The following is a 15546-nucleotide window of genomic DNA, read 5'->3' as shown; positions in this document are numbered from 1 at the left end:
AACCCGCTGCTGCCGGGGTGGCCACGGCTGTCCGGGCATAATGAAGGGGTGACTGCACCCCGCGCCTGGCTGATCTGGACCGTTGGTATTTTCGGGTACCTTGTGGCCGTTTCCCAGCGCACGTCCTTTGGTGTGGTGGGTCTGGAGGCCACCGAGCGCTTCCACGCCAGCGCGTCCGCCATCTCGTTCTTTACCGTCCTCCAGCTGCTGGTCTACGCAGGACTCCAGATCCCCGTGGGCCTACTGGTGGACCGCTTCGGCTCACGCGCCATGATCGCCGGCGGTGCCGTCCTGATGGGCCTTGGCCAGCTCCAGCTGGCGTTCGCCGACAGTATCCCCGGGGGTGTAGCCGGACGGGTCCTGGTGGGCGCCGGGGACGCGATGACTTTTATCTCGGTGATCCGCCTGATTCCGCTCTGGTTTGCGCCCGCCCGGGTGCCGCTCGTGACCCAGTTGACGGGTATGTCCGGCCAGCTGGGTCAGCTGTTCAGTGTCATTCCCTTCGCCTTCGTGCTTCACGCGTCGGGCTGGACCCCCGCGTTCCTGATGCTGGCAGGGATGTCCGGACTCGCCGTCGTCCTGGTGCTGCTGCTCCTGCAGGACGTGCCGCCCGGCACCCCGCGGCCGCAGGCACAGCAAGGCCTGAAGGCCACAGGAGCCTCGCTGGCCCGTGCGTGGCGCCAGCCGGGGACCAGGCTGGGACTGTGGAGCCACTTCACCATCCAGTTCAGCGGTACTGTCTTCGCGATGACCTGGGGTTACCCGTTCCTCCTTTCCGGGCAGGGCCTCGACGCCGGAACGGTCGCCGCCCTGATGGCGCTCTACGTGGCAACCGCCATGGCAGTGGGACCGTTCATCGGCCGGTTCGTTTCCCGTCACCCGCTGCGGCGTTCAACCATGGTCCTGCTGATCGCCGCTGCCACCGCCGGAGCCTGGGCAGCCGTGCTGCTGACTCCGGGGCGTTCACCGTTGTGGCTGCTGGCCGGCCTGGTGGTGGTGCTAGCCATCGGGGGGCCCGGCTCGATGATCGGCTTCGACTTCGCCCGGACCTTCAACCCCGCGCACCGCATTGGCACCGCGACGGGCATCGTCAACGTGGGCGGCTTCATCGCCGCACTGATCGCGATTTTCCTGATCGGCCTGGTGCTGGACGTACTGTACGCAAGCGGGTTCTCCAACGGAGTCCTGTACGGGCTGGACCCGTTCCGGATCGCACTCAGTGTCCAGTTCCTGCTGCTCGGCTTTGGGGCCGCAGCAATGCTGGTCTGCCGCCGGAAGGTACGGCGGCAGATGGCTGCCCAGGGCGTCGTGGTCCCGCCGCTGCGCAGCGCGCTCGCCCGCCAGCGGCGCGAACACCTGGCCCGGCGCAGCGCGCTCGCCCGCCAGCGGCGCGAACACCTGGCCCGGCGCAGCCGGGCGGCCGCTTCAGACGACTGACTGGTCCTCCACAGGGCTGGCTGCAAGGCGGCGGTTTCCACATAGCTGCCGCCCTTACTGTCGAGTGACCCCTTGGCCGGCGAATGCTGGAGCCATGACATCTCCAGAACGGCTCACAGTCCGCGGCCCGGAAGACATCCTGGGTTTCATTCCCCACTCGCTGGGATACTGGCCGGCACGGAGCCTCGTGGCCATCACATTGCAGGGCAAAAGGGTTGGGGCCACCTTGCGGCTGGATCTTCCCGGGCCGGACGTCCTTGCCAATCCGGCAAAATTCCTGCGGGCCGTCCGGCGCTATCTCGAGGCGGACAAGGAGGCTGACGGCACATTGCTGGCGATCTTCACCAGCAATGGCGGTGCGACGTCGCCGTCGCGGTACGACGGTTTGCTGGCAGGCCTGGACTCCATGCTGGAAAGGGCTGGGATGCCAGTCCGGGAAGCCTGGTACGTCGGGGATGATTTCTGGCGGGAGGTTTGGTGCCTGGATGTTTTATGCTGCCCGCTGCCTGGGCGTCCCATCCAGCAAATCCGCGACAGCCTGATCAACACCGAGATGGTGTTCCGGGGAAGCAGCATTGGACCGGCACCGGAACAGCGGCAGCCGGCCGGCCCTGTTCCTGCCCTCCATCGCGCCGCTGTGCTGGAAGCGGAGGCCGTGTGGCGGGCGCAGCTGGATCTTCGGCGGCAGAGCCGGCCGCAGTTTGCCGCAGTGCTGGGGCAGTGGGAGGCGGTGCTGGCCCGCCCGGCCGGGGACCTGCAACGCCCGTCGGTACACCGTGACGCTTTTCTGAGGGCCACGCTCCTGGTGCCCGCCTGGCGCGACGCCGTCCTCGTCATGGCGGCGGCGGGGAAAACAGCGGCGGTAGCCGGGGCTGAAGAGTTCGGGATTTTCAGCCAGGACGCACAGCTCGGGCCGATGGCACCAGGGGTAGAACAGACCGGGCCGGAAGAAATGCCATCCGCAGTGGATGGCACCGATTTGCCGTCCTTCGCACTGCCGGACCAGTGCGGGGAAGGCTTCCTGATGTCCGGCGGCCAGGAGGGTATTCCCGGCTACGGAAACGTCCTGATGGGACAGGAGCCGGCCGTACCCCAATGGCACAGCCTTGACGCCCTGGACCTTGTCCTGGAGCACCTCGCCATGATGGGTGGGCCCCCGGCCGCGGCTGCATTGACGGGGAGGGGCTGGATCGCGTGGTGCCGCGGCCGCGGCTCGTACTCTGCCGCGTACCTGGGGGAGGCGCTCGACATCGAGCCCGGGTACCGGCTCGCAGAGCTGCTGCTTGAATTGGTCCGCCGGGGTACGTTGTGCGGCTGGGCGGCGCGGAAGGAGGCTGCCTGGCAGAAATTCGGACCGGAAGCCGCCTGAAGGCGAAGACGGCAGGAAATGGCGGGTTAGGCCCTATTCCGGGAAATCGTGAGACAATGGAGGCCGAGACCCGGTTGGGTCCGTGTATCGAGTGCTTGTAATGACCGCTTTGCGGGAACATTATGGCCGCTCCGGCAGTTCTATTTATAGACTCTGCCGGCCGTGGTGGCGCTTGGTTTCCACCACGGACTTGACAGGGTCATAGTGGTGTTGCCCGTATGGTGATTCCACAGACCACCGCTAGAAAGGTTTTCTGTGACCCCGTCTTCCACGAAGAAGGACCCCGCCGCCCAGGACGAACTGTCCGCCGAGGAGAAGCAGGCTGCAACAAACGCCAAGCGGGCCGCCACGCGGGCAGCCAACAAGGCTTCTGCCGGTGAAGCTGGTGCGGACGGCAAGCGTGAGCCCAAGAAGCGCGGGCCCAAACCCGGCGCGAAGGCTGCTGCGGAGGCGGCCGGTGACACGGACGTCGAAGAAGTCGAGGAAGACCTCGATGAGATCATCCTCGAAGGCCCTGATGTTGTTGAGGAGGACGCCGAGGCCGATCCCGTCAAGGGAGCTGCCGGCTCCGGCAAGGGCTTCGTCTACTCCGACGCCGATGACGACGACGCACCCGTCCAGCAGGTCATGTCCGCCGGAGCTACCGCCGACCCTGTTAAGGACTACCTGAAGCAGATCGGTAAGGTCGCACTGCTCAACGCCGAGCAGGAAGTAGACCTTGCGCTCCGGATCGAAGCCGGCTTGTTTGCAGAAGAGAAGATCGCTGCTGACGACGGCTCGATGGATCCGAAGTACAAGCGCGAGCTTGAATTCATCATCCATGACGGCAAGCGCGCCAAGAACCACCTGCTGGAAGCCAACCTCCGCCTCGTTGTCTCGCTGGCCAAGCGTTACACCGGGCGCGGCATGCTGTTCCTGGACCTGATCCAGGAGGGCAACCTCGGCCTGATCCGTGCAGTGGAGAAGTTCGACTACACCAAGGGCTTCAAGTTCTCCACGTACGCCACCTGGTGGATCCGCCAGGCGATCACGCGTGCCATGGCCGACCAGGCTCGCACGATCCGTATTCCGGTGCACATGGTTGAAGTCATCAACAAGCTGGCCCGTGTCCAGCGCCAGATGCTGCAGGACCTCGGCCGTGAACCTACGCCCGAAGAGCTGGCGCTCGAACTGGACATGACCCCCGAAAAGGTCGTCGAAGTCCAGAAGTACGGCCGCGAGCCCATCTCGCTCCACACGCCCCTGGGCGAAGACGGCGATTCCGAGTTCGGTGACCTGATCGAGGACTCCGAGGCTGTTGTCCCGGCGGACGCCGTGAGCTTCACGCTCCTGCAGGAGCAGCTTCATTCCGTGCTGGATACGCTCTCGGAGCGCGAGGCCGGAGTGGTGGCCATGCGGTTCGGCCTCACTGACGGACAGCCGAAGACTTTAGACGAAATCGGCAAGGTCTACGGAGTCACGCGCGAGCGTATCCGCCAGATCGAATCCAAGACCATGTCCAAGCTCCGCCATCCCTCGCGGTCGCAGGTGCTGCGGGACTACCTGGACTAGAAGCAGCACTCATCACAAGCGGCCCGCCGGCTGCCGTACCCGTAACGGGCGCGGTACCCGGCGGGCTGCTTTGCTTAACTCACGTTAAAAAGATTGGGACCCCACCTTCCGGCGGGGTCCCAACAGCTTCAGCCAAGCTAGTCGATTTCTACGGCGGCCTTCTCGTGAAGCTTCCCCGTCTCATCGTGCCAGTCGGAGCTCAAAGGCTTGAGCGTTGCCTCAACTGCACGGGCGTGGTGGCCGCAGAAAAGAAGCTCACCACCGGAGGACTCCAATACAACCCGGACATATGCCTGGGCTCCGCAACGATCGCACCTGTCCAGTGCGTTGAGTGTGCGGTCTGCCACTGCTGTTGTCATGTCGGCCTCCTTAGTAGATCAGTACGTCTATATAACCAGCATTCGTAACAAAACCATCGCAAGGATGGGACAAGTTCGCTGTGCGCGTAGCCGCAAGAATGGATCAAGATCGCACCACGGCCCCGCGGGAAGTGCCACGTGGCATGGCGCACACGCCCCGGCAGGTGTGGCAGTCGGTACTGCCGGGCCGGGCCGACTACCCTTGGAAGAGCGATCCCAGCCCGCTGTTCCGTCCCTGAAGGAGTTCATCACCAGTGGCACCAAGTTCTGATTACACTGCCCGGCACCTGTCTGTACTGGAGGGCCTCGAAGCCGTCCGCAAGCGCCCGGGCATGTACATCGGCTCCACTGACTCCCGCGGCCTGATGCACTGCCTTTGGGAAATCATCGACAACTCGGTGGACGAGGCGCTGGCCGGATTCGGCCACGACATCAAGATCATTCTGCACGCGGACAACTCCGTGGAGATCCACGACGACGGCCGCGGCATCCCCATCGACAAGGAACCGAAAACAGGGCTCACCGGCGTCGAGGTGGTCTTTACCAAGCTCCATGCGGGCGGGAAGTTCGGCGGCGGTTCGTACACTGCTTCCGGTGGCCTGCACGGTGTGGGTGCCTCCGTGGTCAACGCACTGTCCTCCCGCCTCGATGTTGAGGTGGACCGGGGCGGAAAAACGTACAAAATGTCCTTCCGCCGGGGCGAGCCCGGGCGCTTCAAGGACGCAGGGTCCAAAATTGATCCGGCCGCGCCGTTCACTGCGTTCGTGGATGACTCGGTGCTGGACGTGGTGGGCAAGGCCAAGCGGGGCGTCACAGGAACCAGGATCCGCTACTGGGCAGACCGGCAGATTTTTACCCCGGACGCAAAGTTTTCCTACGACGAACTCGCCGCGAGGGCCCGGCAGACGTCCTTCCTGGTGCCCGGCCTCAAACTGACGGTCCGCGACGAGCGAAAAGTCCCGGGGACGCCGGGCGAGTCCGGACCCCACGAGGAGGTCTTCCACCACGATGGCGGCATCTCCGAATTCGTTGAGTTCCTTGCCGCCGATCCCGCCGTCACCGATGTGTGGCGGCTGCACGGCTCCGGAAAGTTCAAGGAGACGGTTCCCGTGCTGGACGAACGGGGGCACAGTCAGCTCGCCGAGGTAGAGCGCGACTGTGAGGTCGACGTGGCGCTGCGGTGGGGGATCGGCTACGACAGCACGGTCCGGAGCTTCGTTAACATCATCTCCACGCCCAAGGGCGGAACCCACCAGTCCGGCTTTGAGCAGGCCCTCGTCAAGACCTTCCGCAAAGCAGTGGAAAACAATGCCCGCAAACTCAAGGCTGGCAACGACAAAATCGAAAAGGACGACATCTTCGCCGGCCTCACCGCCGTCCTGACGGTCCGCCTTGCTGAGCCGCAGTTCGAAGGGCAGACCAAGGAGATCCTGGGCACCTCCGCAGTGCGGGCGATCGTGGCCAAGGTCGTGGAGCGCGAGGTCAACGCCAAGCTCACCTCCGCCAACAGGAACGACAAGGCACAGTCCGCCCTGCTCCTGGAAAAAATTGTGAACGAGATGAAATCCCGCATCTCGGCACGCGTGCACAAGGAAACGCAGCGGCGCAAGAACGCGCTGGAAACCTCGTCCATGCCCACCAAGCTCGCTGACTGCCGGACGGACGACGTCGAACGTTCCGAACTTTTCATTGTGGAAGGCGACTCGGCGCTGGGAACCGCCAAGCTGGCGCGGTCCTCGGACTTCCAGGCCCTGCTGCCCATCCGCGGCAAGATCCTTAACGTCCAGAAAGCCTCGGTGGGGGACATGCTCTCCAACGCCGAATGCGCGGCCCTCATCCAGGTGGTGGGGGCAGGGTCCGGACGCAGCTTCGACATCGCCGCCGCCCGCTACGGCAAGGTCATCCTGATGACGGACGCCGACGTGGACGGCGCGCACATCCGCACGCTGCTCCTTACCCTTTTCTTCCGCTACATGCGCCCAATGATCGACGAGGGCCGGGTCTTTGCCGCCGTCCCGCCGCTGCACCGGGTAGAAGTGATCAACGCCGGCCAGAAGGCCAACGAAATGATCTACACCTACTCCGAAGCCGAGCTGCACGTGCTGCTCGCGAGGCTGGCGAAGGAAGGCAAGCGCTACAAGGAACCCATCCAGCGCTATAAGGGCCTGGGCGAGATGGACGCTGAACAGCTGGCCGAGACCACCATGGACCCGAGGCACCGTACCCTCCGCAAGGTGGGTATCGAGAACGCCAAGCAGGCGGAGGAGATCTTTGACCTGCTGATGGGCTCGGATGTTTCGCCGCGCAAGGATTTCATCATCGCCGGCGCCGCAAGCCTGGACCGGGAGCGCATCGACGCCTGACGGCACGTGGGGCCGCAGCCGCAGGCCCGTGCAGGAGGCTGTTTCACGCAGTACGACGGCGGGCGTCAGCCCAGCAGGCCTGGCACCACCAGCAGGGCCGTCGGCAGGGCCAACAGGAGGACACAGCCGGCCAGCACCAGGCTGCGGATGGTGGAGGGCAGCTCCGGCTGCGGGGAGAGCAGCCGGCTGACCCGTGACGCGGTGGTGCGGGCCGAGTCCGAGCCGGATGTTCCGCCCGCGGAATCCAACCCGGCCAGGGCCAGGCCCGGTGCGCCGGAACGAATTTCCTCGCCACCGGCAGCCGCTGCCGAACCGCTGGCCACGATGGCGATGGCCTTGATAAGCGTGGCCTTGCTTTCGGTCTTGAGCGCGACGTCGTCGGCCAGCATTTCGATCAGGGAGTTGACTGACTCCTGGGCGAGGCGGGTGGTAGGCAGCCAGGGCAGTGCCTGGCGCCAGGCGGCGAAAGCCCACAGCAGCAGGTGGTGCCGCTGGCTCAGGTGCGCGTTTTCGTGGATCAGCACCGCGCGGAGTTCAGCCGGCTCAAGGGCTGCCATCAGGCCATCGGACAACACGGTCACGGAGCGCGCGCCGCCGGGGAGGCAGTAAGCCACAGGCGAATCGTGGTTGATGACCAGCGTCCCGGTTCCTTCGGCGGAGGGAGAAGCAAGGAGCGCGAGAAGCTCGCGATGCCGCCGCCGCTGGCGTTCGATCTTGTAATACGTCAGCAACAGGGTGAACACGAGGTGGGCCGTCAGAAGGGCCGCGGCGGACAGCGCGAAGATATGCCAAAAGCCCAGGGCGGTGGTGGGGGCGTTGAAAAGCACCATCCCCGCCAGCGCCCGAAGTCCGGCGATGAGGTTATCGCCGATGGGTTCCAGACCGTACACCAGCATGGCGCCGATCATGGACAGCCCGCCGGCCAGTGCTATGGCCTGCCACAGCAGCATGGCCGTAAAGGGGGAGCGCGCGGGCCAGTTCGCCCTCGATAGGAGGATAGGTACCGGCCACGCCAGGACTATCGCAAGGACCGCCAGCAGGTACGAGGCCCAGAACATGGTCCGTTAGAGGTGGCCAAGCAGTTTGCGCAGAGTCTCGGCTTCACCTTCGGAAACGGATCCGATGAAACGTGCCAGCACGGCCTCGCGGTCCGGAGCCGACCCCAGTACCTCGTGCATCAGCTCGGCGGTGTGGTCCTCACGGCTTGACACTGCCTGGTAGCGGTGCGGACGGGTGCCCCGCTCGCGTTCCACCAGGCCTTTTTTCTCCAGCCGGGACAACACGGTGAGCACCGTGGTGACGGCGAGTTCCTTGCCCTCGTGCCCGGCCGCACCATCCTGGCCGACCGATGTCTGCGCGAGCCGGTCCCGCAAAGTGTTCGCGGTGGCTGCTTCATGGCCCGCCCAGAGCAGGTCCATCACTGCCCGTTCCAGTTCACCAAGACTAGCCATTGCACTTTTCCTTTGTTTCCCCGCACCGCAACCGGAGGGCTGCGGTGACTTCATGCGTGTTTTCCAACTACAGGATCCAATTTACCCCGATTCCCCGCCACTTTCTACATTGGGTAGAACAGGAGGTCCCTACCTGCGATGAAGAGTCTGCCGGAGGGTGGCGCAGCGCGTTTTACTCTGCAGCCGGCACTGTTCTACACTTTGTAGAAGTTGGAGTTTCTACAGAACGTAGAAAACCTGCATCGGCTGACAGTAGGGACCGCCTTGGACGCTTTGGACGCTCTGGAAATTGCACGCTGGCAATTCGGCATCACCACCGTTTACCACTTCATGATGGTCCCGCTGACCATCGGCCTGGGGCTGGTCGTGGCTGTGATCCAGACTGCCTGGCACCGCACCGGAAAACCTGAATACCTCCGGATGACCAAGTTCTGGGGAAAGCTCTTCCTCATCAACTTCATCATGGGCGTGGCCACCGGCATCGTCCAGGAATTCCAGTTCGGAATGGCCTGGAGCGAATACAGCCGCTTTGTGGGTGACGTCTTCGGTGCGCCCCTGGCACTCGAGGCGCTCCTGGCGTTCTTTGTCGAATCCACCTTCCTGGGCCTGTGGATCTTCGGCTGGAAGCAGCTGAAGCCGGCCGTCCACCTTGCGTGCCTCTGGATCGCGGTGGTGGGCTCGGTGTTCTCCGCGTACTTCATCATCGTGGCAAACAGCTGGATGCAGCACCCCGTAGGTGTGGAGATGATCGACGGCCGGCCCGTGATGACGGACGCCTGGGCAGTCTTCACCAACAACACCGCGCTCGTTGCAGTTCCCCACACGCTGTTCGGCGCCCTCGCTGTGGCCGGCGGCTTCCTGCTGGGCATCGCCTGGTACCACCTGTGGCGGAGGCGGCGCGATGGCGTCGACACCGTGGGTCCTGACGGCAAGGTGGTCCCCGGTGAGGCAGGGGACATCCCCGGCCGTGACAAGAATGACCACAAAGTCTGGATCCGGTCCCTTCGGATCGGCGCAGTGGTGGCCATGATCTCCTTCGCCGGGACCGCCCTCACCGGAGACCTCCAGGGCAAGCTGATGTTCGAGCAGCAGCCCATGAAAATGGCGGCGGCAGAAGCCGCCTGCCACGACGGCACCGGCTTCTCCGTCCTGAGCATCGGCAACCTCGGTTCCCAGAACTGCGATGACATCGTGGCCCTGATCGAGGTCCCCGGCATCCTTTCCTACCTGGCCAAGGGCGACTTCACCACCGAAGTCCAGGGCGTCAACAGCCTCCTGCCCCAGTACAAGGAGGCCTACGGAACGCACCTGCCGGACAACCCCATCTACGGCGAACGTGCCGGCCAGGAAATCGACTACCTTCCGGTCATGGAGGTCACCTACTGGGGCTTCCGCATGATGATCGGGTTCGGCGGGCTCGCCGCCCTCGCGGCCCTGGTGGCCCTTTGGCTCACCCGCAACGGAACAGTCCCGGAATCCCGGTGGCTGATGCGCCTCGCCGTCTTCGGAATCCTCGCCCCCTTCGGAGCCAACGCAGCGGGCTGGATCTTCACCGAGATGGGCCGCCAGCCGTTTGTGGTGGCGCCCAACCCCGATCCCAACGGCATCGACCAGGTCTTTATGTTCACCGCGGCCGCTGTCTCACCCGGTGTCACCGCCGGGGAACTGCTGGCGTCACTCATCACGCTCACGGCCATCTACGCGTTGCTGCTGGTGGTGGAAGTGAAACTGCTGGTCAAGTACATCCGGGGCGGCGTGGTGTCGGCCATGCCGGAGCTGGTCCACGCACCCGTCGACGAAAACGAGGACGCCACCCCCGGCCCGGGCGGGCAGGGCGGCGGCAAATCCGCCGACGACGTCCTGGCCTTCGCCTACTAGTCCCCGCCAATAGACCGCGCCAAGAAGAGCAGAGGAAACGAAAAATGGAACTGCTGCCAACCATCTGGTTCATCGCCATCGCGGTGCTGTGGACCGGCTACCTCTTCCTTGAGGGCTTTGACCTGGGCGTGGGGATGCTGATGAAACTGTTCGCCCGGGACAACACCGAACGCCGCGTGCTGCTCAACACTGTCGGCCCGGTCTGGGACGGCAACGAGGTCTGGTTCCTGACCGCCGGCGGTGCAACCTTTGCCGCGTTCCCGCTCTGGTACGCCTCCCTGTTCTCCGCCCTGTACCTTCCGCTGCTGGTGGTACTGGTTGCCCTGATCTTCCGGGCTGTGGCCTTCGAGTACCGCGGCAAGGTGGACACGGATCAGTGGCGGGCCAGGTGGGACTGGGCCATCGCGCTGGGATCCTTCTTCGCGGCCTTCGGCGTGGGTGCAGCCCTGGCCCTGACCACCACCGGCCTTCCCCTGAACGCCAACGGGGACCGCGAAGGCGGGCCGCTCGCCTGGTTCAACGGCTACGCGGTTTTGGGCGGACTCGCCGTCGTCGGGTTCTCGCTGGTACACGCCCTCGCCTTCCTGGCACTGAAGACCGACGGCGACGTGCGGCACCGTGCGCGGAAGTGGTTTGTCCGGCTGCTTCCCGCCCTGCTCCTGCCCATTGCGGGCTGGGCATTGAGCATCCAGTTCCTCGACGGCAAGGCCTGGACCTGGGCGCTGGTGGTGCTGGCGGTTGTTGCGGCGGCTGCAGCCTGGGCGATGGCCCGCAAGGGGGCGGAAGGCAAGGCCTTCGTGGCTCTGGGAGCCTTCCTGGCGCTGGGTTCGGCGTCCATCTTTGGCGCTGTGTTCCCTGTGGTGCTGCCATCCACGCTGAACGGGGCTTTTGACCTGACCATTTCCAACGCTTCCTCCTCCGACTACACTCTGGGCCTTATGAGTGTTGTGGCAGCGTTTGGCCTGCCCCTGGTCATCGCGTACCAGGCCTGGACCTACTGGGTGTTCCGGAGGCGGGTCAGTGCCGCGCACATTCCGGAAGCCCATAGCTTCCTGCCGGCCATCGCCGCCAAGGCCTTCACCACCAAGGGCTGACATGCGTCCAACTTTCCCGGCCGGCCCCGCCACCCGTTCAGCCATCTACTGGCTGGGACTCCTCGCCGCCCTCAAGGCGTTGTCGCTGGTCCTCATCGGGCAGGCTGTCGCCTCGGCCCTCGCCGGCCTCGCGGCGGGAAACCCGGCCTGGGCGGACCAGATGGCAGTTGGCATGGCGGGGGTGGTGCTGAGGTCCCTCACCGTGTGGGGGCAGGCAGTGGCATCCCGCCGCGCCGCCCTGGGCATCAAGGAGGAGCTGCGTTCCGGTTTGCTGGAAAGGGCGCTGCGCAATGGTGTCCGCGGAACAGGACCGGCCGACGGCGGACTGGCAGTGCTTGCCACCCGCGGACTGGACGCGCTGGACAGCTACTACACCCAGTTCCTGCCCGCACTCGTGAACTGCGCGGCCATCCCGCTCCTGGTGGGGGCCCGCATCCTCTTCGCCGACTGGGTGAGTGCAGTAGTCATCGTCCTGACCGTTCCGCTGGTGCCGCTGTTTATGGTGCTGATCGGCCGATACACGGAGGACAACGTCCGCGAGGCACAGGCGTCCCTTGCCAGGCTCTCCACCCACATGCTCGAACTCGCCAAGGGACTGCCGGTCCTGGTGGGCCTGGGCCGCGCCACCGCCCAGCGCAGGGCACTCGAGGAAATCTCCGAGGAATACCGGGGGCGCACCATGGGAACACTCCGGACCGCATTCCTCTCCGCGCTTGCCCTGGAGCTCATCGCCACCATCTCCGTGGCCGTGGTGGCTGTTTTCATTGGCGTTCGACTCGTCCACGGCGATATGCCGCTGGAGGCCGGCCTGCTGGCCCTGATCCTCGCACCGGACTGCTACCTGCCGCTGCGAGAACTGGGCACGGCCCACCATGCCAGCGACGATGGCCGGGTGGCGCTCGCCGAAACAACTGCAGTGACTCATGCGCCGGAGCCGCAGCCGATTCGGACAGCCCCGGCCGGAAGGCCTGGCGCGCCCATTACCGTCAGCGGTCTTACCGTGAAGTATGAAGGACGGTCCCTGCCCGCCGTCGGACCGCTTAGTTTCAGCGCACCGCAGAGCAGGATCACCGCGCTCGATGGACCCAGCGGCGCGGGCAAAAGCACGGTGCTGGGCATACTGGCCGGAACCGTCGGCCACGGAGCTGGCACCACGGTCAGCGGCACCATCACGGGCCTGGACCGCACCAGGATTGCCTGGGTACCGCAGCATCCGGTCATGGTGGCGGAGACGGTACTCGACGAGATTGTGCTCTACCTGTCGGGCGGTTCCGGCATCCAGACAGTTGAACAGAGGCGCCAGGGAGCTGAAGCCGCAGCCCGCGCGTGCCTGGTCCGGGCTGCAGCCGGACACCTTGCTGCGAAACATCCTGCGGAACTGAGCCCGGGGGAGCTCCGCCGCGTGGCCCTGGCGCGCGGCCTGGCGCGGATCGAGGCCGGCGCCACCGTCCTGCTGCTGGATGAGCCCACGGCGCACCTGGATGACGTATCTGCGGCATTGGTGGAAGACACCATCAGGAAGCTCCGGGGACAGGTGACTGTCATCCTGGTGGCGCACGAGGACCGCACCCGTGCCCTCGCGGAACACCTGGTGCCGGTGGGAGGGCACGGCGCCGCGGTCGCGGCTGCCGGGCAGCCCGCGGATGGTGAGGAATCGCTCCCGCATAGTGTGAGCGGGAACACGCCGGCACCTCCTGTGCCCGATTTACCTGCGGGGGTGCAGCCGGGCTCTGCAGAAGCTTCGGCTGCAAGCGGCGGAGAGCACGGCGCAGACAAACACGGTGCCGCCCGGTTGCTGGCCGCACTCCTGGCGCCCGTGCGGGGCAAGTTCGCCGCCGCGGCCCTGGTGGGCACCCTGGCAGCGGTGTTCGCCGTCGCCCTGTCCGGGTTGTCCGGCTGGCTCATTATCCGTGCCAGCGAGCAGCCACCCATCCTGTACCTGCTGACCGCGATCGTTGGGGTACGGTTCTTCGGAATCGGCCGCGCTGTGCTCCGGTACTGTGAGCGGCTCCTCCTGCACGATGCCGTGTTTGCTGCCCTCACGCAGTTGCGGGGCCGGCTGTGGGAGTCCCTGAGCCGGCGGGCGCTGCCGCTCCGCCGTCTGTTGCAGGGCGGCAACGTCCTCGGAACGGTGATTGACGACGTCGATACCGTTCGCGACCTCCTGCCGCGCGTTGTCCTGCCGCCGGTCACGGCGCTCGCGGTTTCAGGCCTGGCCCTGGTCACCACGTTCATGCTGGTTCCTGCAGCGCTTCCTGCGGTGATCGCCGCCAGCGTGGCGGGCCTCCTGCTCGCTCCGGCAGCCGCACTCTGGGGCGACCGCAAGTCCGCCACCGCCGAGCAGCTTCTCCGCTCCGGGGTCCTGCGCCGAGTTTCGGCAGCCCTTGACGCCCGTGCCGAACTCCACGCCAACGGCGCAGCTCCCCGCGTCCTCAACGAACTGCGGGCCGAGGACCGCGAGGCCACCAAGGCTTCCCAGCGTTCGGCTTGGGCAGACGGGCTGGGACAGGCCATCACCACCGCAGCGTGCGGTGCCGCCGCCCTGGGTGCTGCCCTGCTGGCGGGCCCGGCGGTCCTCGCCAGCCAGCTCGCGCCGGCGACGGCCGCCGTTGTGGTCCTGCTGCTCTTGGCTCTGGTGGAGCCGTTCGCAGCAATGACGACGGCGGTGCGCCAGTTCCCTGCGCTGCGGACAGTGATGCAGCGCGTGGCTGCGTCCGGGGCACTGGAGACGGAAACCCGGAACCCTGGCGTGCGGGATGATCCCCAGGAAGCCAATGACGACGGCCTGCAGACTGTTCCTGCCCGCCCGGGCGGCCGTCCCGGCGTCGAACTGGCAGGCCTCTCAGCCGCCTGGCCCGGCGGTGCTCCCGTATTCTCCGGCCTGGACGCCGTGGCGGAACCGGGGAGGTGGCTGGCCGTCACCGGCCCATCGGGGTCGGGGAAGTCCACGCTGCTGTCGGTGCTGCTCGGCTTCCTGCCGGTTGCCGCCGGACGGGTGGGCGTGACCGGGCGGGCTGCCTGGTGCCCCCAGGAGGCCCACCTGTTTGATTCCACCATCAGGGGGAATCTGCTGCTGGGCCGGCCCGGCTCAGGTAACGGAACCGCCGGAAGCGGGAAAGAAACCGACAGCGACATGACAGCTGCGCTGGCGTCGGTGGGCCTGGCCGGCCTGCTGGGGCGGCTGCCGGCGGGCCTGGACACACGAATCGGTCCGGGCGGGGCGTTCCTCAGCGGTGGGGAACGGCAGCGCCTGGCCGTGGCCCGTACGCTGATGACCGGAGCGGAGGTAATCCTGCTGGATGAGCCAACGGCCCACCTGGACGCCGAGTCGGCCCGGGCAATGCTGGCGGACCTGCGGCAGGGACTGCGTCACCGGACCGTCGTCCTGGTGACGCACAACCCGGCCGACATCCGGGCCGAGGATGAACGCCTGGTGCTTGCACCCGGTCCCGGAAAAACAAGCGAAGGGCACATCCGTCCTGAGCGCCAGGGTGACCACCTTGTGGCGTCGTTGCCGGGGGATCAGCCGTCCACGTCGTGAAGGTGATGGACCACGTCGTGCAGGAAGTACTGGGAAAGCGTCAGGACGGTGAATTCCGAGCCGTTGCTGCGCAGCCCCTTGCGTCCCCACTCCGATTCACGGACGGCCGCGAATGATTCCGCCGCCTGCTGTCCTTCAGCCGCAAGCTCGGCACTGACTACCGCGGGGTCGGCGCTGGCGTAGTCCTTGTCGATGGCCGTCTGGTCCTGGTCCCAGTTGTCGAACCGTGCGTCGTCCGAATCGAGCATGAGGTTCAGCCGCTGGTCGAAAAGGCTGAACACGTCGCGGACGTGGCAGGCGTACTCCAAAGCGGACCAGGTGTGGTCGTCGGGACGCTCAGCCACGTCAGGCCGCCGCAGCACGGCGCGCCAGCGCGGGAGCAGGCTCCCGATACTGCCGGGGACGGTGGACGGCGTGGCGGTGGAGGCATCGAACGAGCACTCCGGGCAAGGACGGGTGAGGACCCAGGTCCAGTCCTTTTCATCAGGCACGATAGGCATGAG

At 66.0% G+C, this 15546-nt stretch carries 11 protein-coding genes; 7 read left to right on the top strand and 4 right to left on the bottom strand.

What is annotated here, in order from left to right; all coding sequences use genetic code 11:
• Positions 1 to 48 precede the first annotated feature (48 nt).
• The 3 genes from AC5RV1_RS06365 to AC5RV1_RS06355 all read left to right on the top strand — a co-directional run bounded on the left by AC5RV1_RS06365 (position 49) and on the right by AC5RV1_RS06355 (position 4357).
• On the top strand, positions 49 to 1437 hold the full coding sequence (locus AC5RV1_RS06365) for an MFS transporter (RefSeq protein WP_493993921.1): 1389 nt from the start codon (positions 49 to 51) through the stop codon (positions 1435 to 1437).
• Between the two features lie 94 nt (positions 1438 to 1531).
• Positions 1532 to 2806, top strand: coding sequence for a DUF4192 domain-containing protein (locus AC5RV1_RS06360; protein ID WP_493993920.1), 1275 nt, complete (start codon positions 1532 to 1534; stop codon positions 2804 to 2806).
• Positions 2807 to 3061: 255 nt separating this feature from the next.
• Entirely contained in the window at positions 3062 to 4357 is a 1296-nt protein-coding gene (locus AC5RV1_RS06355) for an RNA polymerase sigma factor (protein ID WP_493993919.1), read from the top strand.
• 137 nt (positions 4358 to 4494) lie between these two features.
• Here AC5RV1_RS06355 and AC5RV1_RS06350 read toward each other — a convergent pair whose 3' ends face one another.
• Positions 4495 to 4716 carry a DUF7455 domain-containing protein gene (locus tag AC5RV1_RS06350; protein ID WP_013600696.1) on the bottom strand — a complete coding sequence of 74 codons (222 nt, stop codon included), beginning with the start codon at positions 4714 to 4716 and terminating at the stop codon, positions 4495 to 4497.
• Positions 4717 to 4970: 254 nt separating this feature from the next.
• On the opposite strand from AC5RV1_RS06350, the gene AC5RV1_RS06345 reads away from it, so the two are divergent.
• Entirely contained in the window at positions 4971 to 7079 is a 2109-nt protein-coding gene (locus AC5RV1_RS06345) for a DNA gyrase/topoisomerase IV subunit B (protein WP_493948745.1), read from the top strand.
• A gap of 65 nt (positions 7080 to 7144) precedes the next feature.
• Here the strand turns inward: AC5RV1_RS06345 and AC5RV1_RS06340 are convergent, their stop codons facing one another.
• Positions 7145 to 8137 (bottom strand): M56 family metallopeptidase, encoded by a 993-nt coding sequence (locus AC5RV1_RS06340; RefSeq protein ID WP_493993918.1) that lies wholly within the window; start codon positions 8135 to 8137, stop codon positions 7145 to 7147.
• A 6-nt stretch (positions 8138 to 8143) separates the two neighbouring features.
• Positions 8144 to 8530, bottom strand: a complete 387-nt coding sequence (locus AC5RV1_RS06335; protein WP_163163124.1) for a BlaI/MecI/CopY family transcriptional regulator — start codon at positions 8528 to 8530, stop codon at positions 8144 to 8146.
• 273 nt (positions 8531 to 8803) lie between these two features.
• Here AC5RV1_RS06335 and AC5RV1_RS06330 point away from each other — a divergent pair, with 273 nt between their 5' ends.
• From AC5RV1_RS06330 to cydD, 3 genes are read left to right on the top strand one after another with little or no spacing between them, the layout of a single operon-like run.
• On the top strand, positions 8804 to 10408 hold the full coding sequence (locus AC5RV1_RS06330) for a cytochrome ubiquinol oxidase subunit I (RefSeq protein ID WP_493993951.1): 1605 nt from the start codon (positions 8804 to 8806) through the stop codon (positions 10406 to 10408).
• Positions 10409 to 10452: 44 nt separating this feature from the next.
• Complete coding sequence (gene cydB / locus AC5RV1_RS06325) at positions 10453 to 11502, top strand: cytochrome d ubiquinol oxidase subunit II (protein WP_493993917.1); 1050 nt, start codon at positions 10453 to 10455, stop codon at positions 11500 to 11502.
• Between the two features lies 1 nt (position 11503).
• Positions 11504 to 15043, top strand: coding sequence for a thiol reductant ABC exporter subunit CydD (cydD, locus tag AC5RV1_RS06320; RefSeq protein ID WP_493993916.1), 3540 nt, complete (start codon positions 11504 to 11506; stop codon positions 15041 to 15043).
• Here the strand turns inward: cydD and AC5RV1_RS06315 are convergent.
• Positions 15025 to 15543: a DinB family protein gene (locus AC5RV1_RS06315; protein ID WP_493993915.1), complete on the bottom strand. Its 519-nt coding sequence runs from the start codon at positions 15541 to 15543 to the stop codon at positions 15025 to 15027. The two genes, cydD and AC5RV1_RS06315, sit on opposite strands and share 19 nt — an antisense overlap.
• Between the last annotated feature and the right edge of the window lie 3 nt (positions 15544 to 15546).

It is taken from the genome of Arthrobacter sp. Hb9-2 (assembly GCF_059091165.1).
Note: the sequence above shows the minus strand (reverse complement) of the source record. Positions and strands in the feature narration are given on the sequence as shown.